This is a genomic window from Cryobacterium aureum (genome assembly GCF_002954245.1).
Classification (GTDB): Bacteria; Actinomycetota; Actinomycetes; order Actinomycetales; family Microbacteriaceae; genus Cryobacterium; species Cryobacterium aureum.
Map to the genome: position 1 here is coordinate 117,830 of NZ_PPTG01000009.1, position 26,798 is coordinate 144,627.

The following is a 26,798-nucleotide window of genomic DNA, read 5'->3' on the forward strand; positions in this document are numbered from 1 at the left end:
CGGCCCTAATCTTAGCGTGGACGCACGACCACCAGCAGATCGCCAGCATCGACCTGCTGGGTGAGCGGGATGGCGACGCGTTCGATGGTTCCGGCGATGGGTGAAGTGATCGCAGCTTCCATTTTCATGGCTTCAATCGAGGCGACGCTTTGGCCGGCTTCAACGTGGGCGCCTTCCTCGACCTGCAGGGTGACCACCCCGGAAAAGGGGGCTGCGATCTGGCCTGGCTGGTTGGCATCCGCTTTCTCGGCGATTTTGGTCTGCACGGTGATGCTCGTGTCGCGCACGAACACCGGCCGCAGCTGACCGTTGAGGATGGTCATCACGGTGCGCATGCCCTTGTCGTCGGCTTCGCCGATGGCTTCGAGGCCCACGTAGAGCCGCACGCCCTTGGCGATTTCGACTGCGTGCTCCTGGCCCTGCTGCAGGCCGTAGAGGTAGTCGACGGTGTCGATGACGGACACGTCACCGTAGGTCTCCTTGACCTGTTCGAATTGACGGGTCGGCGCGGGGAACAGCAGCTGGTTGAGCATGGCGCGACGCTCAGCACTCGTAGCGCCGAGGGCGATGCGCTCCCCCGCGGTGATCTCGGTGACGCCGACGCGCACGTTACGTCCAGCGAGCACCTTGGTACGGAACGGCTCTGGCCAGCCGCCGGGCAGGTCGCCGAGCTCTCCGGCCATGAAGCCGATCACGGAGTCGGGCACGTCGTAGTTGCCCGGATTCTGCTCGAAGTCAGCCGGATCGGCCTTCACAGCGGCGAGGTAGAGAGCGAGGTCGCCGACCACCTTCGAGGAGGGCGTGACCTTGGGAACCCGACCGAGGATGGTGTTCGCGGCGGTGTACATGTCTTCGATCAGTTCGAAGTGGTCGGCCAGGCCAAGGGCGACGGCCTGGGTGCGCAGGTTCGACAGTTGCCCGCCCGGGATCTCATGCGAGTACACCCGGCCGGTCGGTGCGGACAGGCCCGATTCGAACGGCCCATACAGGGTACGAACGGCCTCCCAATATGGTTCGAGGTCGGTCGTGGCTGTGAGGGAAATGCCGGTGTCGCGTTCGGTGTGGGCGAGCGCGGCGACGAGAGAGGATGCCGACGGCTGGCTGGTCGTGCCGGCCATCGGAGCGGAGGCGACATCCACCGCGTCCGCGCCGGCCCGCGCGGCGGCGAGCAGTGTGGCGAGCTGGCCGCCAGGGGTGTCGTGGGTGTGCACGTGCACGGGCAGGTCGAAGCGTTCCCGGAACGCCGCCACGAGCTTTTCGGCGGCGCTCGGCCGGAGCAGCCCGGCCATGTCCTTGATGCCGATCACGTGGGCACCGCTTTCGACGATCTGGTCGGCCAGGCGCAGGTAGTAGTCGAGGGTGTAGAGGTTCTCGGCCGGGTCGAGCAGATCGCCGGTGTAGCAGAGCGCCACCTCGGCCAGCGCGGTACCGGTGTTCAGCACCGCGTCGATGGCCGGTCGCATCTGCGACACGTCGTTCAGGGCATCGAAGATGCGGAAGATGTCCACGCCGGTGTCGGTGGCCTCACGCACGAACGCGTCGGTCACCTCGGTCGGGTACGGGGTGTAGCCGACGGTGTTGCGGCCGCGCAGCAGCATCTGCAGGTTGATGTTCGGCAGCGCTTCGCGTAGAGCGGCGAGGCGTTCCCACGGGTCTTCGCCGAGAAAGCGCAGCGCCACGTCGTAGGTGGCGCCACCCCAGGCCTCGACCGAGAGCAGCTGCGGGGTCAGCCGCGCCACATACGGAGCCACGGCCACGAGGTCTTTGGTGCGCACCCGCGTCGCCAGCAGCGACTGGTGGGCATCCCGAAACGTCGTGTCGGTAACGGCCAGAGCGGTCTGGGCGCGAAGATCGGCAGCGAACTTGGTCGGGCCGAGCAGTTGCAGCTTCTGGCGGGAGCCGTCGGGCGCCGGGCTCGTGATATCGAGCTGCGGCAGCTTGTCGCGCGGGTGCACCGTGGTCGGCGGCACGCCGTTGGGCTGGTTGACGGTGACCTCGGCCAGCCAGTTGAGGATTTTGGTGCCGCGGTCCTTGGATTCGCGGCCGCGCAGCAGTTCCGGGCGCTCATCAATGAACGAGGTACTCAGGTCGCCGGCCGCGAAATCGGGATCGTCGAGCACCGCCTGCAGGAACGAAATGTTGGTGGAGACGCCGCGGATGCGGAACTCGGCCAGCGCCCGCTTGGACCGAACCACGGCAGCAGCGTAGTCGCGGCCACGGCAGGTGAGCTTGGCGAGCATCGAGTCGAAGTGCGGGCTGATCTGCGCGCCCGTGTTGACAGTGCCACCATCCAAGCGGATGCCGGCGCCACCGGGTGACCGGTACGTGGTGATCTTGCCGGTGTCGGGGCGGAACCCGGCCGCGGGGTCTTCGGTGGTGATGCGGCACTGCAGGGCGGCGCCGCGCAGGCGGATCTCGCCCTGCGTGAGACCGATCTCGGCCAGGGTCTCCCCCGCCGCGATGCGGATCTGCGCCTGCACGAGGTCGACATCCGTGACCTCTTCGGTCACGGTGTGTTCCACCTGGATGCGCGGGTTCATCTCGATGAACACGTGCTGGCCGGCACGTTCGCCGACGGTGTCGAGCAGGAACTCCACGGTGCCGGCGTTGACGTAGCCGATCGAGCGGGCGAACTTGATCGCGTCGGCGTACAGCTGCACCCGAATCTCATCGCTCAGGTTTGGCGCCGGAGCGATCTCGATGACTTTCTGGTGGCGACGCTGCACGGAGCAGTCGCGCTCGAACAGGTGCACGGTCTCGCCGGAGGCATCCGCTAAAATCTGCACCTCGATGTGCCGGGGGCGCAGCACTGCGGCCTCGAGAAACATGGTGGCGTCGCCGAAAGCGCTGTTCGCCTCGCGCATCGCTTCTTCGAGGGCTCCGCGCAGCTCGCTCTTCTTGGCGACGCGGCGCATGCCGCGCCCGCCGCCGCCGGCTACGGCCTTGGCGAAGATGGGGAAACCGATTTCGTCGGCCTGGCTGATGAGCAGTTCGACGTCGGTCGACGGCTGCGTCGACTTCAAGACCGGAACGCCGGCCGCAATGGCGTGTTCCTTCGCGGTGACCTTGTTGCCGGCCATTTCGAGCACGTCGGCGCCGGGGCCGATGAAGGTGATGCCGGCCTGGGCGCACGCACCCGCGAGCTCCGGGTTCTCCGACAGAAAACCGTAGCCGGGGTAGATCGCGTCGGCGCCACATTCCTTGGCCACCCGGATGATTTCACTCACGTCGAGATACGCGCGAACCGGATGTCCGGTTTCACCGATCTGGTACGCCTCGTCGGCTTTCAACCGGTGCAATGAGTTTCGATCCTCGAACGGAAACACCGCCACCGTCTTGGCTCCGAGCTCGTAAGCCGCGCGCATGGCACGGATCGCGATCTCTCCACGGTTGGCAACAAGGATTTTCTCAAACATGCAAGCCTTTCGAGGGCGTACGGGGCGCACAGCTAACGGTTAGGTTCTCTAACACTAGTGAAGGTAACGTTGCTACTCATGCACGTACTCAGCGTAAGTTCCCTTAAGGGTGGTGTCGGCAAGACCACTGTGACCCTTGGTCTGGCTTCCGCTGCCTTCGCCCGCGGCGTGCGAACACTCGTTGTGGATCTTGATCCGCAGTCTGATGTGTCAACCGGCATGGATATCCAGGTGGCCGGTCACCTCAACGTGGCCGATGTACTCGGCTCGCCCAAAGAGAAGACCGTTCGGGCCGCAATTGCCCCCAGCGGTTGGACGCGCAACCGCCCAGGCACGATCGACGTCATGATCGGCAGTCCCTCGGCGATCAATTTCGATGGCCCGCACCCGAGCATCCGCGATATCTGGAAACTTGAAGAAGCGCTCTCGACCATCGAGAAAGACTATGAGCTCGTACTTATAGATTGTGCGCCCTCGCTCAACGCCCTCACGCGCACCGCCTGGGCGGCGAGCGACCGCGTCGCGGTCGTCACAGAGCCCGGCCTGTTCTCGGTCGCTGCGGCCGACCGTGCCCTGCGCGCGATCGAAGAAATTCGTCGTGGTCTCAGCCCGCGCCTGCAGCCGCTCGGCATCATCGTGAACCGGGCGCGTATGGCTTCACTCGAGCACCAGTTCCGCATCAAAGAGTTGCGCGATATGTTCGGGCCCCTCGTGCTTAGCCCGCAGCTGCCGGAGCGCACGTCGCTGCAGCAGGCGCAGGGTGCCGCGAAACCCCTGCACATCTGGCCCGGCGACAGTGCGCTCGAAATGGCCGGCTATTTCGACCAGCTGCTCGACCGCGTGCTGCGTACGGCACGTATCGGCGAGTACGCCGAGGCTCCGGCGGTCTAGTTCGAGCCTGGCCAAGAGTCCAGCGCAGCGCGTCGCGCTGGACTTGCGCCAATGCGCCCCAGTTTCGCCTCGCGCGCAGCGGCGCAAGTTCCGCGTACCGCGAATGGCGGGCACCTGGGACCGAAAGGCGGGGCTAGGAGATTTTGCGGGTGGAGCGACGGGCAGCGAGCTCGTCGGCGGGATCGACCGGCTGCATGTCGAGTTCGACCAGGCTGGTCTCAACCTCGCGCAGTACCTTGCCCACGGCGATGCCGAAGACGCCCTGGCCGCGGCTGACCAGATCGATGACCTCGTCATTGGAGGTGCACAGGTAGACGCTCGCGCCGTCGCTCATGAGCGTGGTCTGGGCGAGATCGCTGATGCCGGACTCGCGCAACTGGTTGACTGCCGTGCGAATCTGCTGCAGGGAGATGCCGGTGTCGAGCAGACGTTTGACCAACTTGAGCACGAGGATGTCGCGAAAGCCGTAGAGGCGCTGTGAGCCGGAACCGGCCGCGCCACGCACCGTCGGCTCGACGAGGCCGGTGCGGGCCCAGTAGTCCAGCTGACGGTAGCTAATTCCGGCCGCACGCGCGGCGACAGCGCCGCGGTAGCCGGAGTTTTCATCAAGCTCGGGCATGCCATCGGTGAACAGCAGTCCTAACGAGTAACGCGAAGCGTCAGCGTCAGGCTTGAGCTCACTCATATGGGTTGCCTCTCGGGGGTTACGTGGTGCCATGACAGATAGCTGCGATGAAGCGAGCCTGAGTCACTGTGTTGCGGAATTATCTGTGGTGCGGATGTGAACGGAATACTGGTGTTGCTACGACGTCCTGCTGTGGATCGCTCTACCTACGGTACCGAGGTGAAGTGCTTCGCGGCCTGACATTCGCGTGACCGGTTTGGCGTGTCGGTCGAGTGCCGGCGGACGCACCAGAACACGACTGGTTCAATCCGACGACAGTGTCGCTTTGTGCCTGAGTCAGTCTACGACCTAGTTGGTCAGTCGGCCCAGTGCGGAGCGAATCAGGCTGCCTCGAATAACTTCGAGTTGCCCGGCGATTTCGACCGCCATTTCGGCTGCCTTGGCACGGCTGGAGGCGTCTTTGCGCCGAGCGAGCGGCACGAGCGCACTTTCGATGAGGCCGAGTTCGCGTTCGGCAGCTCCGCGAAAGCCTCTCAGGTGCCGCGGCTCGATACCACTTCGTTGCAGTTCGACGAGGGCACGCAGTACCTGCAGCACGCTGTCGCCGTAGTGTTCGGCGGGCAGAATGATCGACGCGGAGACAGCGTCGTGCAGGAGCGTAGCGGATGCTCCGGCTTCGCGCAGCAGTTCGTCGCGGGTGAGACGACGCGACGTGCCCAGCATCGACGGTCCGGGGGTGGCTCCACCAGGCAAGACCGGCGACAGCCCGGCATCCAGATCGTCCAGATAGGCGCGGATGACCTTCAACGGCAGGTAGTGATAGCGCTGCATCGAAAGGATCAGTCGCAGGCGATCGACGTCGCTGGTGCAGAACTTGCGATAGCCGGATTCCGTGCGGGCCGGGGCGACGAGGCCCTGTTCCTCAAGGAAACGCAGCTTCGAGGGAGTCAGATCGGGGAATTCCGGGGTGAGGCGTGCCAAGACCTGGCCGATGCTCAGCAGCGGCGCTGCTCCCGGAGCTTGCCCATGAACTGCCGACACAGACACGGAACGGGCCTGGGCGGAGTTTGCCGCCACTACTCGCTCGCCGCGCGGACGAGGTCAAGCCGCGACGCGTAGAAGGTGAGACGAAACTTGCCAACCTGAACCTCGGCGCCGTCGGTCAAAGCGGCAGTTTCGATGCGCTCACCATCGAAGTAGGTACCGTTGAGCGAGCCGAGATCTTTCACCGTGAAGGCCGTACCGTGGCGCAGGAACTCGGCATGTCGGCGCGAGACCGTGACGTCGTCGAGAAAGATATCGGCGTTGGGGTGACGGCCGACGCTCGTGAGATCGGCGTCGAGGAGGAAGCGGGCGCCGGCGTTGGGTCCACGACGAACGACCATGAGCGCCGACCCGGAGGGTAGAGCGGCGATGGATTCCTGTTCCTCGGCCGTGACGTTCGAATCGATCGACGCGATCTGGGCGGCGAACTCCTGGCTGAAGTTCATTGTCGTATCAGTGCTGAGCATGTCGTGCACCGTGGTCGATTCGCCGGGCTTCTCGTCACCGGTCGAGCCTGGGTTGGAGGATGCTGGGGTGGACTGCGCCTTGCTGGGCATTGCTTCGCCTGTCGTCGGGTTTTCTGGCTGATCTGTGGGCACGAGCTCGTTCTGCTCCTCGGAATTCTTCTTTCCGGATAGATCGACCATCATGCAACTCCTATCCTTCCAGCGTATCGGAAGATACACCCAGGGCGACCCTTGGCAGGCGAATCACTCGCATCGTTTCAATGGCGTAGATGATGCCGGCCCACCAGTACAAGAATGCGCCCCACAGGCCGAACGCCCAGCCGACCGGCTGCGACCACCATTCCAACTGAGGAAAGGCCTGCCCCAGCATGATCATGGGCAGGGCGTAGAACAGGCAGAAGGTCGCTACCTTGCCCAGGTGGTGCACCGGCAACGGGCCAAACCCATAATTTGCGAGGATGACACCCAGAGCCACCAAAAAGACGTCGCGGCCCACGATGACCAGCACGATCCACCACGGAACCAGGTCACGCCAGGCGAGTCCGATCAGCGCGGCGAAAATATAGAGGCGGTCGGCGGCCGGATCCAACAGCTGGCCGAGTCGGGTGATTTGGTTCCAGCGCCGAGCGAGAAACCCGTCGAGCCAGTCGGTGAAACTGGAGATGCTGAGCACGACCAGAGCCCAGGCATCCTCTCCCTGCGCGAGGAGCACCAGAAAAACCGGCACCAGTACCAGCCGCAGCAGGCTCAGTGCGTTGGGCAGGGTGAGCACCCGATCGCTCACCGCCCCGTTCGCTGCCGCCGTCACGAGAAAGAGTCTATCGAGTGGCGCCAGATTCAATCGAGCTGACCGCGAAGCGCGGGCCAGCTGGCAGCGAAACCGGGATGAAGGGCGAGCAGATCAACCGAATCAGCCGGAACCCAGCGCAAGGCGATGCTCTCCTGGTCACTGATGACGGGTTCGAATTCCTGGGTCGCCTCCACGACGACGGTGGTGTACGACCAGAATCCCAGGTCGAACAGGGAAGTGAATTTGACCTGCACCAGGTGGGCTGGAACGCCGGCCTCCTCCCTGGCTTCGCGCAGGGCAGCGTCGATCGCGCTTTCATTTTCGTGGCGGGCGCCACCGGGCAGCCCCCAGGTATCGCCGAAATGACTCCATACGGCGCGATGCTGCAGCAACACTCCGAGGTGGGGATGGTGCACGAGTAGCCCGGCCGCACCGAATCGGCCCCAGAATTTGCGCCCATCGGGAGCGTGCACCCACGCATCGCCACTGTCTCGCCCCGCCCCGCCCGGCGGGATCGCAGACCCACGTGCGAGGCTTGCGTCGACACCCGAACTCTCAGTCATGCTCCAAGCATGCCCCACACAACCCTGAGGTTCGTACGAAATTTGGCTCAGGCGACCTAGACCGACATGATGGCGTGTACCGGCGCGGCGCCCAGACGCTCGCGACCGTGCAGGTCGGTGAGTTCCAACACGACACCGACACCGGTGAGGGTATAGCCGGCCCGTTCGATGAGACGGCTCGTGGCAGCGATCGTGCCACCCGTGGCGAGCACGTCGTCCAGGATCAGCACGCGGCTGCCGGCCGGCAACTGGCCGACTTCGAGTTCGAGCCGTGCCGTGCCGTATTCCAGCTCGTATTCTTCGGTCAGCACCGAACCGGGCAGTTTGCCACCCTTGCGCACGGCCAGGACAGCCGCCCCGGCCGCGTATCCCACGGCGGCGGCCAGCAGGAAGCCGCGCGCCTCGATGCCGGCCACGGCGTCGAACTGCCCGCGGTGTTGGTCGGCCAGGTCGTCGATGATCGCGCGAAAGGCCACGGCATCGGCGAAGACCGGGTTGAGGTCGCGGAACAGGATGTCGGGCTGCGGAAAATCGGGGTACGACGCCAGCAGGGCCTCGACGTGGGATGCGGCCGATACGGAAGATGTAGGAGGAGAGGAGATTTGAGTCACTGATTCATCTTAAGCGGCCCCGCTGGCATTTCGACGGATGCCATTTCTGGGCGTGGCATGACGGCAATAGCACTCATGGCGTCGAGAAAGTGCACGACGGCCGCCTGGTGGTCGGCTGTGAGTTCAAGGGCGACCTGCATAAGCAGTTCGTGCGTGCCGGACAGCGCCTGGTGGATTTGGTCGTGCGAGGACACGGTCGCGAACAGTCGTTGTGCCCGGCCGTCGTCTGGGTTCACTTCGCGGCGAATGTGGCCGGAGGCCTGGAGCCTGGAGAGTAGCTTCGCGGTGGCGGCAGACGAAATATTCAGGAATTCGCTGAGATCTTTCGGGCTGGCCACCCGGTTTCGGCGTTCGCAGGAGATGAGGTGACGGATGGCCATCAGATCGGTTTCGTTGACGTGCATGTCGGCCTGGGCGCGATGGCGCATCGCGGCGTCGGCCACACGAAACCGGCGCACGGCGCGCAGGACCTCCATCGCCGAAGAAACTCCAGCGTTCCTGGGGTCATACCAGTACGTCCCGGGTGCTGGCGGGTTACTCTCATCGTGGGACATATCCCCATGGTAACGTGAGTATTCGCTAACTTGGTTAGTTATTCCGATCATGATTAGGTTGAACCGAGAAGGGGAGCCCACGTGCAGACCTCAAACGCTCTTGATGAACACGTAATCCTCCTCGATGACGAAGGACATCACATCGGCACCGCGCCAAAGTACAGCATGCACGGATCGGACACCGTGCTGCACCTGGCGTTCTCCTGTTATGTCTTCAACCCGCTCGGCGACGTGCTCGTCACCCGTCGCGCGCTGACCAAGAAGGCCTGGCCTGGGGTGTGGACCAACTTGTTCTGTGGGCATCCGCTGCCCGCTGAACCGCTGACGCAGGCCGTCATCCGCCGGGCCGGCTTTGAACTGAGCCTCGAGCTCGACGATATTAACCTCGCACTCCCCCTGTTTCGGTACCGTGCCACTGACAGCAGTGGAATTGTCGAAAACGAGATCTGTCCGGTCTACCTGGCCACGACCGCACAGGAGCCCACGCCGAACCCCGACGAAGTCGCTGAATATGCCTGGACCCGACCAGCGGACCTGTACCGGGCGGTGACGGACGCCCCGTGGGCGTTCAGCCCGTGGATGGCGTTGCAGGTACAGCAGCTGGATAGTTTTCGTGCTTGACACGGTTGCGGCGGGCGTCGAAACCGAGCTGGCCCGCTTTTTCGCCGCGGCGCGGCTGCGCGCGAGTGACTACGGCGAACACTATGTAGCCCTGTGGGATTCCTTGGAGCAGGCCAGCAGCGGCGGCAAACGCGTTCGCCCTGCCCTGGTTCTGGCGGCCTATGCCGGTTTCGGCGGACGCGATCAGGCCCTCGTGGCTCCGGTTGCCGTGAGCTTTGAACTGTTGCACACGGCATTTTTGATTCACGACGATGTCATCGACCGCGACCTGGCCAGGCGCGGGGTGGCGAACATCGCCGGACGCTTCAACGACCGCGCGCTGGCCCATGGAGCCGCCGCTGATCAGGCCGGGGTCTGGGCTGCGGCCGCCGCTATTCTCGCTGGCGATCTGGCGCTCAGTGAGGCGCATCGCGCCCTGGCCAAACTGCCGGTCGACGTGCACACCAGGCTGCGGCTGCTCGACCTGCTCGACCGGGCGGTGTTCGTCTCGGCGGCCGGGGAGCTGGCCGATGTGACCAACAGCTCGGCGCAGCATCCGCTCACCGTGGAAGAGGTCATCACCACCCTGGAGAACAAAACCGCGGTGTACTCCTTTGAAGCGCCATTGCAGGCGGGGGCCGTGCTGGCCGGAGCGTCCGCCGCGGCGATTGGGCTGCTCGGGCGTTACGGACGCTTCGTCGGGGTGGCTTTTCAGCTCACCGACGATCTGCTCGGGGTGTTCGGTGACCCGGTCAAGACCGGCAAGAGCGTCACCGCCGACCTGCGCGAGGGCAAACAGACCGCGCTGATCGCCCACGCCGGCAGCACCGAAAGCTGGTCTCTGCTCGAACCGTATCTCGGCAAAATCGACCTCAGCGACGAGGAAGCGGAACGAGCGCGCGAGCACCTGCGTGCCTGCGGTGCGAAAGCGGCCGCTGAGGGGCTCGCCTACGACCATTCTCGGCTGGCAGTCGACACGCTCGACCCGGCAATCATTCCCGCCGAGCTGCGCGCGACCCTGGTCGAGCTGGCCGAGGCCGCCGTGAATCGGGCCCGCTGATGGTCACCCTGCGAACATCGGCGGCGCCCGGTGCCACAGCGACCAACCTGAACAAGTACGCAGAAACGGCGCAGGCCAGTTCGACGACGGTGATCGGACACTATTCCACGTCGTTCGGCCTCGCCGCCCGACTGCTCGACTCCCGGGTGCGCACTCCGGTGCGCACGATTTATGCCCTCGTGCGCATCGCCGACGAGGTCGTCGACGGAGCCGCCACCGAGGCCGGCGTCTCGGTCGCCGAACAGCGGCAGCTGCTCGACGAACTCGAACTCGAAACCGAGCGCGCGATCGTGCGCGGCTACAGCACCAATCTCGTTGTGCATGCCTTCGCCGCCACGGCCAGGCAGTGCGGAATCGATTCCAGCCTGATCGCGCCCTTCTTCGCGTCGATGCGCCGTGACCTCGACCCGACCCCGTTCAGCGCCGAGGGCGTCGCCGTGTACATCTACGGTTCTGCCGAGGTGATCGGGCTCATGTGCCTGCGCACTTTCGTGCGCTGGTCCCCGCGCAGCAGCTCCGAGCTCAGTGTGCTGGAAGACGGAGCTCGCCATCTCGGTGCTGCTTTTCAGAAGATCAATTTTCTGCGCGACCTGTCCTGTGATCGCGAGATTCTCGGCCGCAACTATTTTCCGGGGATCGACCCGCTGCACCTCACCGACGCGCAGAAGAGCGTGATCCTCGACGACATCGATGCCGACCTCGCCATTGCCAGTGGCGTACTGCCACTGCTGCCGCCTGGCTGCCGGCGCGCCGTCGCCGCCGCGCAGGGGCTCTTTGCCCGGCTGTCCCGGCGGCTGCGGTCGACCCCGGCCGACCAGTTATTGCGCTCCCGCGTGCGGGTGCCGGACGGAGAAAAGCTGATGATCGCACTGAACTCCATTATCGGCCGCGGCGCGTGGAAGCGATGACGCGCACCATCGTGATCGGCGGCGGGATCGCTGGTCTGGCCAGCGCCGCCCTGCTTGCCCGGGAAGGCCACGACGTCACCCTGCTGGAATCCCGCGCCGAACTTGGCGGTAGGGCCGGCCTCTGGGAGACCGAAGGATTTCGCTTCGACACGGGCCCATCGTGGTACCTGATGCCTGAGGTATTCGAGCACTTCTACCGTCTGTTCGGCACGAGTGCAGCCGCGCAGCTCGACCTCGTGAAGCTGGACCCCGGGTACCGGGTGCTCTTTGAGGGTGACCCTGATCCGTTGGATATTCACAACGACCGGGCGGCGAACATCCGCTTGTTTGAGTCGGTGCAGCCGGGGGCTGGACGGGCGCTCGATCGGTATCTCGATTCGGCGACCGAGACCTATGACATGGCCGTGAAGCGGTTTCTGTACTCGAGCTTCGAATCGTTCCGCCCGTTCCTGGTGCCCGACGTGCTTCGGCGGCTCGGGAAGCTGGCCCGCCTGTTGCTGCAACCGCTCGACAAATTCGTCGCCGGCTTCGTGACTGACCCACGGCTGCGTCAGATTCTCGGGTACCCCGCGGTTTTCCTGGGTTCGGCGCCCAACCTGACGCCGTCGATGTACCACCTGATGAGTCATCTCGACCTTGCCGACGGGGTGCTCTACCCACAGGGCGGCTTCAGCACATTGATCGACAGTATCGCCACGATCGCCAGGGCCGAAGGTGTTCGGGTGATCACTCAAGCACGAGTCACCGCTATTCGGGTGAACGCCGACAAAACGGTCGCCGGGATCAGCTACCGGGATTCCGACGGGCAGCCGGTGAGCCTTGATTCTGACAGCGTGGTCTCGGCCGCCGACCTGCACCACACCGAAACCGAACTCCTGCCCGCCGCACTGCAGACCTATCCCGAGCGCTGGTGGCAGAAACGCCGGTCGGGGCCGGGAGCCGTGCTGGTCATGCTCGGCGTAAGCGGTGAGCTCCCCCAACTGCAACACCACTCGCTGTTCTTCACGACGGACTGGGGCAAGAATTTCGACAAGATCTTCGGTAGGAAGACGTCGGTGCCGTCCCCCGCTTCGCTTTACGTCTGTATGCCGAGCGCGACCGATCCCTCGGTGGCGCCAGCCGGGGACAGCAATCTGTTCGTGCTCGTGCCCGTTCCGGCCGATGTGACGCTCGGGGCGGGTGGAATCAACGGTGCCGGTTCAGTGACGATCGAGTTGATAGCGGATGCCGCCATCGCGCAGGTCGCCCAGTGGGCTGGAATCGCCGACCTCGCCGCCCGCATCACGGTGCGACGTACGGTCGGCCCGGCCGACTTCGCCGACGACCTAAACAGCTGGAAGGGCGGCGCCCTCGGCCCGGCCCACACGCTGCGGCAGAGCGCTTTTCTGCGCGGGTCGAACAGGTCGAAGAAGATTTCCGGGCTGTACTACGCCGGGGGTACCACCATCCCCGGCATCGGCCTGCCGATGTGCCTGATCAGCGCCGAAATTCTGCTCAAGCGGATGCGCCACGACACCACCACCGGACCGCTGGCCGAACCTCTGCCGGCCCGGCCGGGGCGGCCGGTCGAGCCGGGCGGGTTCGGTGGGTTCGGTGGATTCGGTGGGTTCGCGGGGTATTCCGGGTATTCCGACAGCCCGGCGGAGTCTCGGCCGCCGCAGTCGTGAGTGTTCTGTACCTGCTGACGCTTCTGGTCTCGCTCGGGGGCATGGTCGTGCTGGACTGGCGCTTTCGCCTGTTTTTCTGGCGTTCGCCCGGCCGGGCAGCCCTCGTGCTCGGTATCGGTGTGCTGTTCTTCCTCGGCTGGGACCTCGCCGGCATCGGCCTCGGCATCTTCTATCGCGGGGAAACGTCGCTCATGACCGGCGTGCAGCTCGCGCCGGAACTTCCGCTTGAAGAGTTCTTTTTTCTCACCTTTCTCTGTTACCTCACCATGAATCTGGTGCAGGGTGCCCGGCTCGTTCAGGGTCGGCGGGCTGCCCGATGACCTATCTGTTGCTGAACACGGCCTTTCTCGCCGTCGCCGCGCTCGTGGCCGCAGTGGCACTGGTGCGCCGGTTGATTTCGGCCCGCTTCGTCGCCTGCGTTGCTGCCGCGCTGATACTGTCTCTGCTGCTGACGGCGGTGTTCGATAACCTGATGATCGGGGCTGGATTGTTCAGCTACGACCCGGAGCACATTTCGGGCCTGTTCGTTCTTCTCGCCCCGATCGAAGACTTTGCCTACCCGCTGGCCGCAGCGATTCTGCTTCCGGCCCTGTGGGCGCTTTCAGGCGGCACCAAGTTAGGACGAACGGATGACTGAGCAGCTCGGCCCGGCAGGATGGAAGGCGCGGCAGGTTGCGCTGTCGTCGCGGCCGCTCAGCTGGATCAACACCGCCTTTCCCTTTGCCGCCGCCTACGTCGTGACGACGGGGCGCATCGACGCGTTGCTGATCGTGGGCACGCTGTTCTTTCTGATTCCGTACAACCTGCTGATGTACGGCATCAACGATGTCTTTGATTACGAGTCCGATTTGCGTAATCCGCGCAAGGGCGGCGCCGAGGGGGCGCTGCTGCACCCCGCACTGCACCGAACGGTGATTGCCGCGGGCGTTCTGAGCTGTGTGATTGTGGGCGGGGCGATGGTCGGGTTGGCCGGGGCGAGGCATCCGCTCTCCTGGGTCGTTCTGGCTGTCAGCCTGTTCGCTGTGGTGGCGTACTCGGTGCCCGGGCTGCGGTTCAAGGAACGGCCCATTCTGGACTCGATCACCTCAAGCACCCACTTCGTCAGCCCCGCCGTCTACGGCCTCGTCGTGGCCGGCGCCGCGGTCAACTTCGGGCTGCTGGCCCTGCTCGCGGCGTTCTTTCTGTGGGGAATGGCCAGCCACGCCTTCGGTGCCGTGCAAGACGTCGAGCCCGACCGCCAGGCCGGAATCGCGTCGATCGCCACGGCCCTCGGCGCCTGGCCGACGGTGCGGCTCGCGATCACCTTCTGGGCTCTGGCCGGCCTACTGATGCTCGCCACACCGTGGCCCGGACCGCTCGCCGCGGTGCTGGCCGTGCCCTACTTTCTGGCCGCGCTGCCATTCTGGTCGGTCAGTGACAAACAGTCCGAGAGCGCCAACCGGGGCTGGAAGCGGTTTCTCTGGCTCAACTTCTTCACCGGGTTTCTCGTGACCATGCTGCTGATCCTCTGGGCGCGGCAGGGCGGCTGAGCCTCGGCACGACCTGTTGGCTAGAGTAAAGAGATGGAGCTTACGTCTGCCCGCGTCGACAGTTGGAGCTGGGGCGTGCGCCTGTTCAAGACCCGTTCGATGGCCACCACGGCCTGCCGAGCCGGGCATGTTCGGGTGAACGGCGACAAGGCCAAGGCCGCGCAAGCACTGCACATCGGTGATGAGGTGCGCGTGCGGAGCGACGGTTTCGACCGGGTACTGATCGTGTCGCGCCTCGTAGTCAAACGGGTCGGAGCGGTGATCGCTGCGGAGTGCTACGTCGACCAGACTCCCCCGCCGCCGCCACGCGAAGAGGTCGCCCTCCTGCCGATGCGCGACCGCGGCGCCGGGCGCCCGACCAAGCGCGAGCGCCGAGAGATCGACGAACTGCGCGGCCACGTCAACGAATGAAAGTTGCCGCGGCTGCGATGGCTGGTGCGGTTTTAAAGCTCCACAGGCGGGGTCGGCAACGGTGGTGTCGTCGCCTGGGCCTGGCTCAACTGGGCCGATTGCAGCGCGGCGAGAACCCCGAGTGAACGCTTGATGCGATCTTCGGCGGCGGTGTCGATGTGGCTCGCCGCAAGGTTCGCCTCACTGACCGCGCGCACGACCTCATCGCGCTGAATCTTCACGCCCCGCGGCGCGTCGATCCCGATGCGCACACTGTCGCCGCGGGCATCGAGCACGGTGATGACGATATCGTCACCGATGAGGATCTTTTCCCCCGGTTTGCGTGTCAGAACGAGCATCGTTCCAGCCTACCGTTCGCGCTCGCCCGCTCGGGAATGCGGCGGCGCAGCCCGGCGGCCGGTCGGCGCCGCAGCGACCCGCCCGTCCATCCACTCCACCGGCAGTCCCAGGTCGTCGACCGTGGCCGGCGACGTCGTGAATTGGCGGCCGAGCGCAGCCACAGCGTGCACCTGCACCGCGGTGACGACCATATTGACCCAGCGGATGGTGTCCTCGGGTTTTCGACTCGCGTCGACGACCACCCAGACCTGATCGGCACCGATTGCGGTGAGCGTTGCCGCGCGCGCGAGTGCGTCGGACGCGGGTTCGAGACCGTACGCGATGAAGGTGCTGTGGCCGATATCCACACCGTGGGCTCTGGCCAGCATGGCGCCCCGCCGGTCGTCGACCCGCGAGATGCGGTCCTGCAGCAGCGTGCCAGCGATGCGCAGCTCCCCCGCGCCGGCCACGCGCAGCATGAGGCGCGCGATCGTGAGCGGGTCATCTTCGAGCCCGACGATCAGGACCAGGTCTCCCGGCCGGGTGAGCGGGGCCGGCACCGGGGGGCGGGCCAGAGTCGGGAGGGCGGGCGTTGGCGCTGGCGCCGCAACGGGGGCCTGCGCCGAAGCTGCCGCTTCCGCGATCGGCTCGGGTGCGGCATCCGGAACGACACTGCGGCCGGTCGCGAAGGTGAGTTCGTCCATGAGCTTGGCGAACCCGTCGGACGTCGTCGACAGCTGCGGTGAGGGCTGGGCCGGGTGCAGTTGGGATTCAGCCTCGTCGGCGTCGTCGAGCAGTGCCGCTATGCCCAGCCGGGCCGAGATATCAAGGCCGGCGTGCGCCGACTTCTTACGCTTGGCCGGTTCCAGCACCTCGACGGTGATCTCGTAGTGCTGGCGCGCGAAGAATCCGCGGATTCCCCCGACGGTGACACGTTCGGCGGCGATGATGGTGGCGTTGGCACCGTGCTCGGCCACGACACGCTCCTGCAACTCCCGCAGGGTCGGACCCTCAAGCAGAAATCGTTTCGGCTCCACGGACCACACCCACTGTCTCAATGGTCACATTCGCCGATGTTACTTCTTGGTACGACAATACCGGCAGGCCGCCGGTCTGCGTGGAGATGAGGCGGCGGATGGCCGGGCGGAGCGCCGGAGCGCACACCAGCACCGCGGTCTGCCCGCTCGCCTCCACCTTGGCCACCGAGCTGCGCACCGAGGCGAGCACCGTCTCCAGGCGCGCCGGTTCCATCAGAATCTGCGTGCCCTGATCGGAGGGTCGCAGCCCCTCGAGCATGGATTGTTCGAGCGTTGGGTCAATCATGATCACGCGCAGCAGTGTGCCGTCGAGATATTGTGCGGTCAGTGCGGGCCCGAGCGCCTGGCGTGAGGCCTCGACCAGCCCCTCAGCATCGTTCGACGCTTTGGCGCGCAGCGAAAGCGCCTCGTAGATGCGCGGCAGGTCGTTGATCGGAATCTGCTCGACCAGCAGCCCCTGCAACACCCGCTGTACCTCGGCGAGGGAGAGCAGACCGGGAATGAGATCGTCGACGGCCGACGGATTGACCTGCTTGACGCCATCCGTGAGTACCCGCACGTCTTCCCGGGTGAGCAGCCGGGCCGCGTTCGTGGTGATGATCGAGGAGAGGTGGGTGACCACGACCGAGACCCGGTCGATGACAGTGGCTCCGGTCATCTCAGCGCTGTGCCGCATTTCGCTCGGCACCCATTTGCCGGCCAGGCCAAACACCGGCTCGATCGTGACCTGCCCCGGCAGGGTGTCGAGGGCGTCGCCGAGGGCGAGCACTTTGCCGGCCGGAGCCAGGCCGCGCCCATATTCGACCCCGGCGATGCGAATGACGTAGGTCGATGACGGCAGATCGACGCTGTCCCGGGTGCGCACCGGAGGCACGACCACGCCGAGATCCATGGCGATTTTGCGACGGAGGCCACGTACCCGGGCGAGCAGGTCATCGGAAGCACCGGAGACGAGGTCGACCAGATCGGGCGAGAGCATGATCTCCAGCGCGTGCACGCGCATCTGCTCGATCAGATCCTCGGTCGTGTCGGTCTTGGGAGCGCTTTTCTCTGATGCTGTGGTGGCCTCGATGCTCGCTTGTTTCGAGGCCTCGCCTGCCTTGATGCGTTGGGCGATCAGCATGAGCGCCATCCCCACGATGAGGAACGGCAGCACCGGCATCCCCGGAATCAGCGCCATCAGCACCGCGGCCGCGCCAGCGATGGTCAAGGCGTTCCGCGACTGCGTGAGCTGAGCGGATGCCGTCGACCCGATGTCGGTCTCCGCGTTCGAGCGGGTGACGATCATGCCGGTGGAGACCGCCATGAGCAGCGCCGGAATCTGGGTGACGAGGCCGTCACCGATGGTCAGCAGGGCGTAGGTGTTGACCGCCTCGCCAATCTCGAGGCCGCGCTGCAGCATGCCGATCGCGATGCCGCCGATGATGTTGATGATGATGATGATCAGGCCGGCGATCGCGTCACCCTTGACGAACTTCGATGCGCCGTCCATGGCGCCGTAGAAGTCGGCTTCAGCCGATACCTCGGCGCGGCGATCCTTCGCCTCGGCGTCGGTGATCAGGCCGGCGTTGAGGTCGGCGTCGATGGCCATCTGCTTGCCGGGCATGGCGTCGAGGGTGAATCGGGCGCCGACCTCGGCCACGCGCTCGGCACCCTTGGTGACGACGACGAACTGAATGACGACAAGGATCAGAAAGATGACCGCGCCGATGATGATCGAGCCGCCGACGGCGACGTGCCCGAAAGCCTCGATCACCTGTCCGGCATAGCCTTCGCCCAAAACCAGACGCGTGGATGCGACGTTGAGACCGAGTCGAAACAGGGTCGCTACCAGCAGCAGCGACGGAAACACCGAGAAGTCGAGCGGCTTCTTCACGAACATGGTGGTGAGCAGGGTGACCAGGCCCAGCATGATGTTCAGGATGATCAGAATATCGAGGAGGCCGGCCGGAATCGGCACGACCAGCAGCAGAATGATGCCGACCACGCCGACCGGAACGGCGAGTTTGATGAGATTGCGATTCACGAACGGCCTCCGGTGGTCTGCGGTGTTGATGAGGATGAGGGAGCGGCGGACGGTGCAGCGGTCAGTGCGCTCATGGTGTGGGTTCCCGCCGTGCTCCCCCGCTTCTTCAGCGCCATGACGAACGCGAGCACCCGGGCCACGGCGTTGTAGAGTTCCGTGGGTATCTCGTCGCCGATCTCGCACGCGGCGTGCAGCGCCCGCGCGAGCGGCACGTCCTGCACGATGGGAACGTGGTCGGTGTCGGCCTGCGCGCGAATACGCGCGGCCACGTGCCCGACCCCCTTGGCGACCACGCGCGGCGCGGATTTGCCCGGCTCGTAGATGAGAGCGACGGCCACGTGCGTGGGGTTGACCAGCACGACGTTGGCATCGGAAACCGAGGCGATCATTCGGTTGCGGCTCATCATCAGCTGGCGGGAGCGGCGCTGCGATTTGATCAGCGGGTCGCCCTCTGAAGCCTTGTTCTCGTCCGTGACCTCTTTCTTCGTCATCATGGTCTTCTTGCGGTTACGTTTCATGATGACGAAAATGTCGGCGGCAGCGAGCACGAGGCCAGCCGCGACCGCGGCCTGAAGCAGCCCGGCCGTTCCGCCGCCGGCCGCGGCGAGCAGTTCAGAGACCGGCAGCCCCCCCGCGGTCAGCAGCACCGGCATCAGTCCCTGAATCACCGAGTACAGCACGAACCCGACGGCGGCCGTCTTGGCCAGCACCTTCACGCCTTCCCAGAGTGCCTGGGTGCCAAACACGCGTTTCATGCCGGTGACCAGGTTGAACTGCTCGAACTTTCCGGCGAATTTCTTGACGTGGATGCCGCCCTGCAGCGCCGCTCCGCCCAACACGACCACGAGCACCACGACAAAAAACGGCGTGAGAATGTCGGTCAGCGAGGCCAGACCGTTGCCGAGGGCTTCGACCGCGACGCTCGGATCCGGATTCCGGGCGAGCGTGCCGATGAGATACATCTGGTCGGTGCCCGCATCGCCACCAGCCGCGATGGTGGCCGGCAGCATGAGTCCGGCCGCGCCCACGCCGAGCCAGGCGGTGACATCCTGCGACTTGGAGAGTTCGCCCTTTTCGCGCACCCGCTTCATACGTTTTTGGGTGGCTTGTTCGGTCTTTTCGCCGGAATCGGTCTCGGACAACTACTTCACCCCCATGAGCGTATCGAGGGCCTGGCCGGTAAGCGACGACACAATGCGCGGTAGGGCAACAAAAACCGTTGCGGCAAGGCTGAGCGTGATGAGAATCTTCAACGGAAAGCCAAGCGCGAACGCGTTGAGCGCGGGGGCGACCCGCGTGAGCAGGCCGAGGCCGGCATCCGCTAAGAACAGCACCACGAGTAGGGGGCCGGCGATCTGCACGGCGGCGAGGAACATTTGGGTGGTTCCGGCGATCATGGCCTGCGCTGGCGCGGCCAGGTCGATGCCGGAGCCAAGCGGAATGGCGGTGTAGCTGCGAAACAGGCCTCCGAGCACGAGTTGGTAGGCGCCCGAGGCGAACATCAACGTCAGTGCGGTCATGTGGAACAGACGAGTGAACTGCGCTCCGTTGATCATCGACTGCGGGTCGAAGCCCTGCGCCATCTGGAACCCGCTGAACATGTCGATGAGACCACCGGCGGACTGCACGGCGGCGAAGACCAGAAAGACCAGAAAGCCAAGGGTGGCACCGACCAGAATCTCCAGAATCAGGGCGCCCACGAACCCGGCGGTGTCCTGCGAGACGTAGTTGGCGGTGACCCGCGGTGAGACGGCCAATGCCAGCCCGATGGCGAGCATGGCTTTGATGCGCGCCGGGAAAGCGCGGTAGGAGAACGGCGGTGCGATGACCAGGAAAGCCACCATGCGCACCCCGGCCAGCATGACCGCTTCGATCCAGGCGAAATTGAGGTTGAACTCCACGTCAGCCTCCGCCGAGCAGCGCGGGGATCTTCTCGAACATCTGATTGGTGAACGCAACCGATTCGGCGATCATCCAGTGGCCGCAGATGAGCAGGGCCAGGGCGACGGCCACCGCTTTGGGCACGAACGACAGTGTGACTTCCTGAATTTGGGTGATCGACTGCATCAGCGAGATGGCAAACCCCACGACGAGGGCGGTGATGAGGACAGGGGCCGACAGTTTGGCGGCGAGAATGAGCGCCTGCAGGCCGATGTCGAGCACCGCATTGGTGTTCATGTGTTCAGCTGATAACTGCCGATGAGGCTCGTGATGATGAGCCCCCAGCCGTCGACGAGCACGAACAGCAGAATCTTGAACGGAAGCGAGATCATGACGGGCGGCAGCATCATCATGCCCATGGACATCAGCGCCGCGGAGACCACGATGTCGATGACCAGGAACGGGATGAAGATGACGAAGCCGATGATGAAGGCGGCGCGCAGCTCAGAGATCATGAAGGCCGGGATGAGTGTGAGCAGGGTCACATCAGCGGGATTGTCCGGGTTGGGCTGGTCGGCGGCCCGAGTCATCAGGGCCAGGTCTTCGCCTCGTGTGTTGGCGAGCATAAATTGCCGCAATGGTTCCGAACCCAGATTGAGCGCGTCGGTGAAGTTCAGCGAACCGTCGAGGTAGGGCTGCAGGGCCACGTTGTTGATGTCGGTCAACACCGGAGCCATGATGAACAGCGACAGGAACAGTGCGAGGCCGGCGAGCACCTGGTTCGGCGGGATCGAGGGCAGGGCGAGGGCGTTGCGCGTCATGGCCAGCACGACGAAGATCTTGGTGAAGCTCGTCATCATGAGCAGCAGCGCCGGGGCGACCGACAGCAGGGTGATGCCCAACAGGGTCACGATCGCCGACGAGGGCGCACCGTCTGGACCGTTGATGTCCACACTCAGCCCGCCGCCACCGGGGTCGGACGGGTCGGTGGGGTCGGTCGGCAGGGTCGGGTCGATGGGGCTGTCCGGCATGGCCGGGTCAACGGGCAGGGCGTGCGCTACGCTCACGCTCAGCCAGACGAGGGCCGCAGTGATGACGAGACCTAAGAGAATCAGTAGGCCGAGACGGGTAGAGGCCTGACGGTGTACCAGCCGGTCGGCCGCGGTGTTCACCGTCCCTGCCGAAGCAGTGCCGCGGTCTGGCGCCAGGTAGACGGCGACAGGATCGACCCGGCCAGCGGCGCGGCCCGGGCCGGCGTCGGTGCCGGTGCGGCGTCATCCGCTTCGGCCGCAGCCAGCGAACGGGCAAAGGCGGCGCTCGCGTCGGCGCTGCCGAGCGCTGCAACGGCGGCGTCGAGGGTCGACGCGGAGACGGCCGCGAGGGATTTTTCGTGCAGCACCGTCACGGCCTGCTCGGTCACGCCGAGAACGAGGCGGGTTCCATCCACCTCAACGACGACAACGGATGCCTTCTGCCCGATGGGCTGCCGACCCACAACGGTCACCGGGTTGGCGACGCCCAATGCACGTGCCCCGCGTGACAGGCGTCGCTGCAGGTACCAGAGCAGTGCGAGAACGACGCCCAGGGACAGAACGACGCGCACCGCAACAATCAGGGTGTCCACTTACGACAGGCCATCCGCGACATCGAGAATCTGGGTGATCCGAACGGCGTAGTCCTGGTCGACGACGACGATTTCACCGTGCGCGATCAGGCGGCCGTTCAGCAGAATATCGGCCGGCGCTCCGGCTGAGCGATCCAGTTCGATGACGGCGCCGGGCTTCAGTGACAATACGTCGCGCACGGACATGCGGGTGCGTCCGATCTCGACCGTCAGGGACATTTCGACGTTGCTGATGCGCCCCAGGTTGCCCATGACGGCGCGGCTGGAGGCTGTGCCGGATCCACCGACAACGCCGTTCTGACGCACTCGAATGGCGAACCAGCCGGTCACAACACCGCCAGCGCTCAGCTCGAAGACGTCGGTGTCTTCAGCGGCGAACAGCGCAGAGGCGTCTTCGACCCTTGAGTCGCCGAGCACGCCAATTCCGAGCACGCCGGAGGCGCTCTCCAGGGCCGGACGCAGAACATCCTGGCTGGAGACGAGCTGCGAGTTGGCCCCGGCTGCGGCGTCGAGTGAGGCCGAGTCGCTCAGTACCACGGCCAGGTCAGCGGAAGTGGTACCCACAAACGACGCCACCACGGCCGCATGAATGCGGGCCGTGAGTTCTGCACTCCCGGAGTGTGGCACCGCCTGCAGCGGCACCGACGTCGGCAACACGCGGATGAGAGCGTCAACGGCGACCTCGGGAATGGATCGGGTAGAAATCATTGAGCTGTCTCCTCGGTATCAATGACGATGCAGGCCAGCCGGGAACCGTTTGCCCCCACGGCCGCGCGGGCCAGCGGCTGGCAGTCAACGGTCAAATTGAGCGGACGATGCTGGGGATGCGGAATGTGCAGAACATCTCCAACGGCCAGCGTCAGAATGCGACTGGGCAGTACGTGGGCCGTCTCCAGCCGGAGTGACACGTCGACCGGTACGGCCGCGATCTGGGCCTGCAAAAATTCGGCGGCATTCGACGTGGTGCTCGTCGGGTTCGCTTCTCCGAGTTGGGGCATCAGCGCCGCAGCAGGAATGGCCACCGTTGCCGTCGCGGTGACCTTCTCCACCCGAATGGCGAAGGTCGCGACCACCATCAGGTCGCCGGTTGCGGCCGCCTGGGCAAACTGCGAGTTGTACTGGATCGCCTCGACCCCCATCTCGTCGACGAGCAGCGGTCCGAAGGAATAGCGCAGGTCTTCGAGGCTCTCCGAAATCAACTTGCGAATCAGGGCCAGCTCGATCTGGGTGAAATTGCGTTCGGCTGTCACGGGAAGGCTGCTGTTGCCGCCGAGCATATGGTTCACCCAGGTGAGTGCCGACGTGGTCGGAAACTGGATGACCGCCCGGGCTTCGAGACCGGCGACCGTGCACAGCACCATGGCCGTTTTCGGCGGCAAAGAGCCCGCATACTCGTCGTAGGTGGCCATGAGAACCTGCTCGCAGGTGACCATGCAGAGCACGCGCACGCGTGCCGTCAGCTGGGTGCCCCACTGCCGGGCGAACGTCTCGAAGGCCAGTTCCAGGACACGGGCGTGTTCCCGGGCCAGGGTGGTGGGGCGCCGAAAGTCGTACAGCTCAACGCTCTTCGCCGCTTTCGCGGGCACACTGCCGTCGACTCGATCCTGGACTGTCACGTTGGGACTATCGGCTGAGTCAGCCCAAAGGTAAGAAGGCTCAGCTAACGGATGCGCCACGCCTGTTCCGGGTTAGTCCGCCCCGGCCACGCCGGGAATGAGTGCCCGCACGCTGTCCGACTGGTCCGATAGCAGCACGACATCGACCCGGCGGTTCTGTGCCATGTCTTCGAGGGTGGATCCAGTGTTCGCTGGCTGAGCCGAGCCGAAGGCGACGGCGGAAATTATCTCTCCGGCAATCCCGCCCTGCTCCACCAGACGACGCAATACCTGCGTGGCCCGGCTCGCGGACAGTTCCCAGTCCGTGGCGAACGTCGCGGACTGACCGTGTTTGTCGGCGTGCCCCTCAACCGATATCTTCTGCCCGCTGGCCACAATTGCCGGAGCAGCAGCATCCAGCACCGCCGTCGCCGCCGCGGTGAGCTGGGCGCTGTCCGGTGCGAAGAACGTTTCACTGCCGACCAGGCCCAGGGTTAGGCCACGGTCGGTGATGTGAAACTCCACCAGTTCGGCCACACCCGCTGCGGTCAGATTGGCGGTCACGGCAGCCTCAAGTTGATCGAGCTTCGCAACCTCCTTCTCGGCCGCGTCGGCGTTCGCGGTGGCTTGGGCCGTGGCCTCTGCCGGATCAATTGCCTCAGACGAGTGGGTGACTTCCGTGGGTGATTCGCCCTCGTTGTCGATAAGGTCGGCCGGAACCACGACGCCCTCGGCGGTATCTACTTTGCCGGCATCGACGGCCCCGAAGCCGGTGGCGAGGGAGTTAGCGAGTTGCTCGTACTTGTCCTGGTCCACGGTCGACATGGCGAACAGCACGATGAACATGCACATCAGCACGGTGACCATGTCCATGTAGGAGGCCATCCACCGCTCGTCGGGGTGGACGTCCTCTTCTTCGACCACTTTGCGCCGCTTGGCGCGCGCACTCATGCTGCTTCGGGAAGGTCTTTGTCTTTACCCTTTCCCTTACCCTTGGCTTTGGTTTTGCCTGCGGGCGCATCGGCATCCGCTGCGCTGCCTTTATCTTTGGCACCGACCTTGGGCAACAGCTCGGCCGGAACCATGGCCCGCAGTCGCTCACCGAGGAGCCGCGGCTGGCTCCCGGCCTGCACGGCCAGGGCACCCTCCATGACCAGGGTCATGCGGTCAACTTCGAGGTCGGCCAGGCGGCGCAGCCTGGAGCCGATCGGCAGCCAGATAAAGTTGGCCGACAACAGTCCCCACAGGGTCGCGACGAACGCGGCCGCGATCATCGGGCCGAGGGTAGCGGGCGTGTCGAGGTTTTCGAGGACGTGTGTCAGAGAAACGACCGTGCCAATGATGCCGACGGTGGGGGCGTAGCCGCCGAGACCGGTAAAGAATTTGGCCGCATTGCGGTTGGAGCGTGCCTTGGTTGCGATCTCGTCTTCGAGCAACATGCGCAGTTCGTCACCGTCGGTGCCGTCGGCGATGTTCTGCAGGGCTCCCCGCAGAAAGGGATCCTTGACGTTGTCGGCTTCCTGGTCGAGGGCGAGCAAGCCGGAACTTCGAGCGGTTTCGGCCAGGCCGACGACCTGGTCGATAACGGACTGCGGCGGCGTGGTTTTCCCACGGAACGCACCCGGCAGCGCCTTGAAGGCAGAAATGAAATCCTTTATTGTGCCACCAGCGAGCCCGACCGCGATGGTGGCGCCGAAGACGAGGATCATGGGAGCCGGCAGCAGGATTGACATGACCGACGAATTCTCGAGGGTGATCATGGCCAGGAGCGCGCCAAAAGCGAGCACCAGACCGATCAGAGTTGCGGGATCCACTAGAGCTTCCTGGGGCCTCGTGGCAGGTCCCCGGCGCTCGGGTCATACGCAAGCGCGATCACGTGCGCCCGGTAGCTCGCGATCTTCTCGATCACTTCTTCCATGGACTCGGTGACAATGAAGTTGGCACCGTCGACCATGACCAGGGTGGTGTCCGGGTTCGCGTGGATGCGTTCGATCAGGTCAGGATTAATCGCAAAGTGACTGTCGTTCAGCCGCGTAAGTACGATCATGTGCTCATCCTGTCTCGAACGACTCGAGGGAGGCGTCATGGTGTACTGTCGGCCGCTTGTGGACCGGCGTAAGGCGTCCGCTCAGTAGACAATTTTGTTGGGTGCGCGGCACTGCCCACCCAGCAAAGTCGTCTAGTAAGCGCGCCGGGGTGTCCCGCACCAACCGCGATGACCCAGATTGCGCGCGATTCGAGCCACGAGTTGGGACTCCTGGCGCAGATCGTCGGCGTTGACTCTGGTGACGTGCAGCCCCTCCGACTCGATGTCGGCTGTGCGGGTGAGGTCGCGGCGCCACTGCCGCTGGTCGGTTCGATGCTGGTCCCCCTCGTATTCGAGGAGCTCGCCGAATTGCTTGAAGAACAGGTCAGCACGGCACAGGAACCGACCAGATGCGGCAAGGATGTTTTCGTTGACGAGAGGTTGCGGGAGCCCGTTCGTCACCACGATCACGCGCAGCTCGGATTCGGGCGACGACTCGCTGCGCTCGTCGAGCAACGAGAGGGCACGGCGAAGGAGCAGCTTTCCGCGCCGGTGGCGATCGACGGCCCGGCCCAGTTCGTTGATGGAGGCCAGCGGTGACCTCCAGCGGATGAAGTAGTCCCCAACCGCTACGAGCTGCCGCAGGGTAAGGCTCTCCGCGAGATCACACCAGGTGCGCGCCGGGCTCGTGACGCTTAATCCGAACCAGGCGAACAGCTCGTCGTCATCGACCGCCATGGCATGGCCGGCAACGCCGTTCACACGCAGGGCACGCCCCGGCAGCGGAACGGTGACGTGCAGGGACTTCGCGGTGGCGAGCTGGGGCGGCAGCGGCGCTCCAAACAGGAGCGCGGCGGTTTGGTGACTGAAGAACGCGCCCGCAGGCATCCGTTGCACGAAGGCGTTGCACAGGTCTCGGGTGCTGGCGTGAGCTGATGCCGGTGCGCGCACGCCCCAGAACGGGCGGGCGAGGTCGCTGGCCCGCAGGCGACCGGGTGACAAGCCGTGCGCGGCGCCCTGGGACACGGCGAAGGGGGCGGCCAGGAGATGGGGCGGGAGCATTCTGCGCGCAGTCATGCCACGAGGATGCCGCATTCTGCCCCGGGGGCTGATGGTTATGCACAGGGCAAGGTTCACTCGACACAATTGTGGGGT

General features: G+C 65.1%; 31 protein-coding genes. 9 read left to right on the forward strand and 22 right to left on the reverse strand.

Features of this window, described 5'->3' with window-relative positions; translation table 11 throughout:
* Nucleotides 1–11: 11 nt before the first annotated feature.
* Nucleotides 12–3,416: a pyruvate carboxylase gene (locus CJ028_RS03525; RefSeq protein WP_105033898.1), complete on the reverse strand. Its 3,405-nt coding sequence runs from the start codon at nt 3,414–3,416 to the stop codon at nt 12–14.
* A 78-nt stretch (nt 3,417–3,494) separates the two neighbouring features.
* Here CJ028_RS03525 and CJ028_RS03530 point away from each other — a divergent pair, with 78 nt between their 5' ends.
* Complete coding sequence (locus tag CJ028_RS03530; RefSeq protein WP_105033899.1) at nt 3,495–4,307, forward strand: ParA family protein; 813 nt, start codon at nt 3,495–3,497, stop codon at nt 4,305–4,307.
* Between the two features lie 133 nt (nt 4,308–4,440).
* Here the strand turns inward: CJ028_RS03530 and CJ028_RS03535 are convergent, their stop codons facing one another.
* From CJ028_RS03535 to CJ028_RS03565, 7 genes are all read right to left on the reverse strand, one after another.
* The gene (locus CJ028_RS03535) at nt 4,441–4,992 is read right to left on the reverse strand and encodes a MerR family transcriptional regulator (protein ID WP_105033900.1); all 552 of its coding nucleotides are present in this window, start codon (nt 4,990–4,992) and stop codon (nt 4,441–4,443) included.
* A 288-nt stretch (nt 4,993–5,280) separates the two neighbouring features.
* A complete protein-coding gene (ftsR, locus tag CJ028_RS03540; RefSeq protein WP_240607070.1) occupies nt 5,281–5,979 on the reverse strand; it encodes a transcriptional regulator FtsR in 699 nt (232 codons plus the stop codon).
* Between the two features lie 29 nt (nt 5,980–6,008).
* Nucleotides 6,009–6,443, reverse strand: coding sequence for an FHA domain-containing protein (locus CJ028_RS03545; RefSeq protein ID WP_105034214.1), 435 nt, complete (start codon nt 6,441–6,443; stop codon nt 6,009–6,011).
* Between the two features lie 190 nt (nt 6,444–6,633).
* On the reverse strand, nt 6,634–7,251 hold the full coding sequence (locus tag CJ028_RS03550) for a CDP-alcohol phosphatidyltransferase family protein (RefSeq protein ID WP_240607071.1): 618 nt from the start codon (nt 7,249–7,251) through the stop codon (nt 6,634–6,636).
* 29 nt (nt 7,252–7,280) lie between these two features.
* Nucleotides 7,281–7,796 (reverse strand): NUDIX domain-containing protein, encoded by a 516-nt coding sequence (locus CJ028_RS03555; protein ID WP_105033901.1) that lies wholly within the window; start codon nt 7,794–7,796, stop codon nt 7,281–7,283.
* Between the two features lie 56 nt (nt 7,797–7,852).
* The gene (locus tag CJ028_RS03560) at nt 7,853–8,407 is read right to left on the reverse strand and encodes an adenine phosphoribosyltransferase (protein ID WP_240607072.1); all 555 of its coding nucleotides are present in this window, start codon (nt 8,405–8,407) and stop codon (nt 7,853–7,855) included.
* Complete coding sequence (locus CJ028_RS03565) at nt 8,404–8,883, reverse strand: MarR family winged helix-turn-helix transcriptional regulator (protein ID WP_161498880.1); 480 nt, start codon at nt 8,881–8,883, stop codon at nt 8,404–8,406. Before CJ028_RS03565 ends, CJ028_RS03560 begins: the two co-directional genes overlap by 4 nt.
* 159 nt (nt 8,884–9,042) lie before the next feature.
* Here CJ028_RS03565 and idi point away from each other — a divergent pair, with 159 nt between their 5' ends.
* Genes idi through CJ028_RS03605 form a run of 8 tightly spaced genes read left to right on the forward strand, consistent with a single transcriptional unit; the run spans nt 9,043 to nt 15,136 of the window.
* Nucleotides 9,043–9,582: an isopentenyl-diphosphate Delta-isomerase gene (gene idi, locus CJ028_RS03570; protein WP_105033903.1), complete on the forward strand. Its 540-nt coding sequence runs from the start codon at nt 9,043–9,045 to the stop codon at nt 9,580–9,582.
* The gene (locus CJ028_RS03575) at nt 9,575–10,621 is read left to right on the forward strand and encodes a polyprenyl synthetase family protein (RefSeq protein ID WP_161498881.1); all 1,047 of its coding nucleotides are present in this window, start codon (nt 9,575–9,577) and stop codon (nt 10,619–10,621) included. The genes idi and CJ028_RS03575 overlap by 8 nt, the downstream gene beginning before the upstream one ends.
* Complete coding sequence (locus CJ028_RS03580) at nt 10,621–11,529, forward strand: phytoene/squalene synthase family protein (RefSeq protein WP_105033905.1); 909 nt, start codon at nt 10,621–10,623, stop codon at nt 11,527–11,529. Before CJ028_RS03575 ends, CJ028_RS03580 begins: the two co-directional genes overlap by 1 nt.
* Nucleotides 11,526–13,196: a phytoene desaturase family protein gene (gene crtI / locus CJ028_RS03585; protein WP_105033906.1), complete on the forward strand. Its 1,671-nt coding sequence runs from the start codon at nt 11,526–11,528 to the stop codon at nt 13,194–13,196. Before CJ028_RS03580 ends, crtI begins: the two co-directional genes overlap by 4 nt.
* Complete coding sequence (locus CJ028_RS03590) at nt 13,193–13,516, forward strand: lycopene cyclase domain-containing protein (RefSeq protein ID WP_105033907.1); 324 nt, start codon at nt 13,193–13,195, stop codon at nt 13,514–13,516. Before crtI ends, CJ028_RS03590 begins: the two co-directional genes overlap by 4 nt.
* Nucleotides 13,513–13,833: a lycopene cyclase domain-containing protein gene (locus CJ028_RS03595; RefSeq protein ID WP_105033908.1), complete on the forward strand. Its 321-nt coding sequence runs from the start codon at nt 13,513–13,515 to the stop codon at nt 13,831–13,833. Before CJ028_RS03590 ends, CJ028_RS03595 begins: the two co-directional genes overlap by 4 nt.
* Nucleotides 13,826–14,725, forward strand: a complete 900-nt coding sequence (locus CJ028_RS03600; RefSeq protein WP_105033909.1) for a prenyltransferase — start codon at nt 13,826–13,828, stop codon at nt 14,723–14,725. Before CJ028_RS03595 ends, CJ028_RS03600 begins: the two co-directional genes overlap by 8 nt.
* 33 nt (nt 14,726–14,758) lie before the next feature.
* Nucleotides 14,759–15,136, forward strand: coding sequence for an RNA-binding S4 domain-containing protein (locus CJ028_RS03605; RefSeq protein WP_105033910.1), 378 nt, complete (start codon nt 14,759–14,761; stop codon nt 15,134–15,136).
* A 32-nt stretch (nt 15,137–15,168) separates the two neighbouring features.
* On the opposite strand, the gene csrA is transcribed toward CJ028_RS03605, so the two are convergent.
* The 14 genes from csrA to CJ028_RS03675 all read right to left on the reverse strand — a co-directional run bounded on the left by csrA (nt 15,169) and on the right by CJ028_RS03675 (nt 26,720).
* Entirely contained in the window at nt 15,169–15,474 is a 306-nt protein-coding gene (gene csrA / locus CJ028_RS03610) for a carbon storage regulator CsrA (RefSeq protein ID WP_105033911.1), read from the reverse strand.
* Nucleotides 15,475–15,483: 9 nt separating this feature from the next.
* A complete protein-coding gene (locus CJ028_RS03615) occupies nt 15,484–16,491 on the reverse strand; it encodes a hypothetical protein (RefSeq protein WP_105033912.1) in 1,008 nt (335 codons plus the stop codon).
* Nucleotides 16,466–18,517 carry a flagellar biosynthesis protein FlhA gene (locus tag CJ028_RS03620; RefSeq protein WP_105033913.1) on the reverse strand — a complete coding sequence of 684 codons (2,052 nt, stop codon included), beginning with the start codon at nt 18,515–18,517 and terminating at the stop codon, nt 16,466–16,468. Before CJ028_RS03620 ends, CJ028_RS03615 begins: the two co-directional genes overlap by 26 nt.
* On the reverse strand, nt 18,514–19,659 hold the full coding sequence (locus CJ028_RS03625; RefSeq protein ID WP_105033914.1) for an EscU/YscU/HrcU family type III secretion system export apparatus switch protein: 1,146 nt from the start codon (nt 19,657–19,659) through the stop codon (nt 18,514–18,516). Before CJ028_RS03625 ends, CJ028_RS03620 begins: the two co-directional genes overlap by 4 nt.
* Nucleotides 19,660–20,418, reverse strand: coding sequence for a flagellar biosynthetic protein FliR (locus CJ028_RS03630; RefSeq protein WP_105033915.1), 759 nt, complete (start codon nt 20,416–20,418; stop codon nt 19,660–19,662).
* A gap of 1 nt (nt 20,419) precedes the next feature.
* The gene (gene fliQ, locus CJ028_RS03635) at nt 20,420–20,695 is read right to left on the reverse strand and encodes a flagellar biosynthesis protein FliQ (protein WP_105033916.1); all 276 of its coding nucleotides are present in this window, start codon (nt 20,693–20,695) and stop codon (nt 20,420–20,422) included.
* Nucleotides 20,692–21,570 (reverse strand): flagellar type III secretion system pore protein FliP, encoded by an 879-nt coding sequence (gene fliP / locus CJ028_RS03640; RefSeq protein WP_240607073.1) that lies wholly within the window; start codon nt 21,568–21,570, stop codon nt 20,692–20,694. Before fliP ends, fliQ begins: the two co-directional genes overlap by 4 nt.
* Nucleotides 21,567–22,022, reverse strand: a complete 456-nt coding sequence (fliO, locus tag CJ028_RS03645; protein WP_105033917.1) for a flagellar biosynthetic protein FliO — start codon at nt 22,020–22,022, stop codon at nt 21,567–21,569. The genes fliP and fliO overlap by 4 nt, the downstream gene beginning before the upstream one ends.
* Nucleotides 22,023–22,730: a flagellar motor switch protein FliN gene (gene fliN, locus CJ028_RS03650; protein ID WP_105033918.1), complete on the reverse strand. Its 708-nt coding sequence runs from the start codon at nt 22,728–22,730 to the stop codon at nt 22,023–22,025.
* The gene (locus CJ028_RS03655) at nt 22,727–23,638 is read right to left on the reverse strand and encodes a flagellar motor switch protein FliM (protein WP_240607074.1); all 912 of its coding nucleotides are present in this window, start codon (nt 23,636–23,638) and stop codon (nt 22,727–22,729) included. Before CJ028_RS03655 ends, fliN begins: the two co-directional genes overlap by 4 nt.
* A 72-nt stretch (nt 23,639–23,710) precedes the next feature.
* The gene (locus CJ028_RS03660) at nt 23,711–24,568 is read right to left on the reverse strand and encodes an OmpA/MotB family protein (protein WP_105033920.1); all 858 of its coding nucleotides are present in this window, start codon (nt 24,566–24,568) and stop codon (nt 23,711–23,713) included.
* On the reverse strand, nt 24,565–25,431 hold the full coding sequence (locus CJ028_RS03665; protein ID WP_105033921.1) for a motility protein A: 867 nt from the start codon (nt 25,429–25,431) through the stop codon (nt 24,565–24,567). The genes CJ028_RS03660 and CJ028_RS03665 overlap by 4 nt, the downstream gene beginning before the upstream one ends.
* On the reverse strand, nt 25,431–25,664 hold the full coding sequence (locus tag CJ028_RS03670; RefSeq protein ID WP_104090704.1) for a flagellar FlbD family protein: 234 nt from the start codon (nt 25,662–25,664) through the stop codon (nt 25,431–25,433). Before CJ028_RS03670 ends, CJ028_RS03665 begins: the two co-directional genes overlap by 1 nt.
* A 132-nt stretch (nt 25,665–25,796) precedes the next feature.
* Complete coding sequence (locus tag CJ028_RS03675) at nt 25,797–26,720, reverse strand: putative endonuclease domain-containing protein (protein WP_129590370.1); 924 nt, start codon at nt 26,718–26,720, stop codon at nt 25,797–25,799.
* Nucleotides 26,721–26,798: the final 78 nt, after the last annotated feature.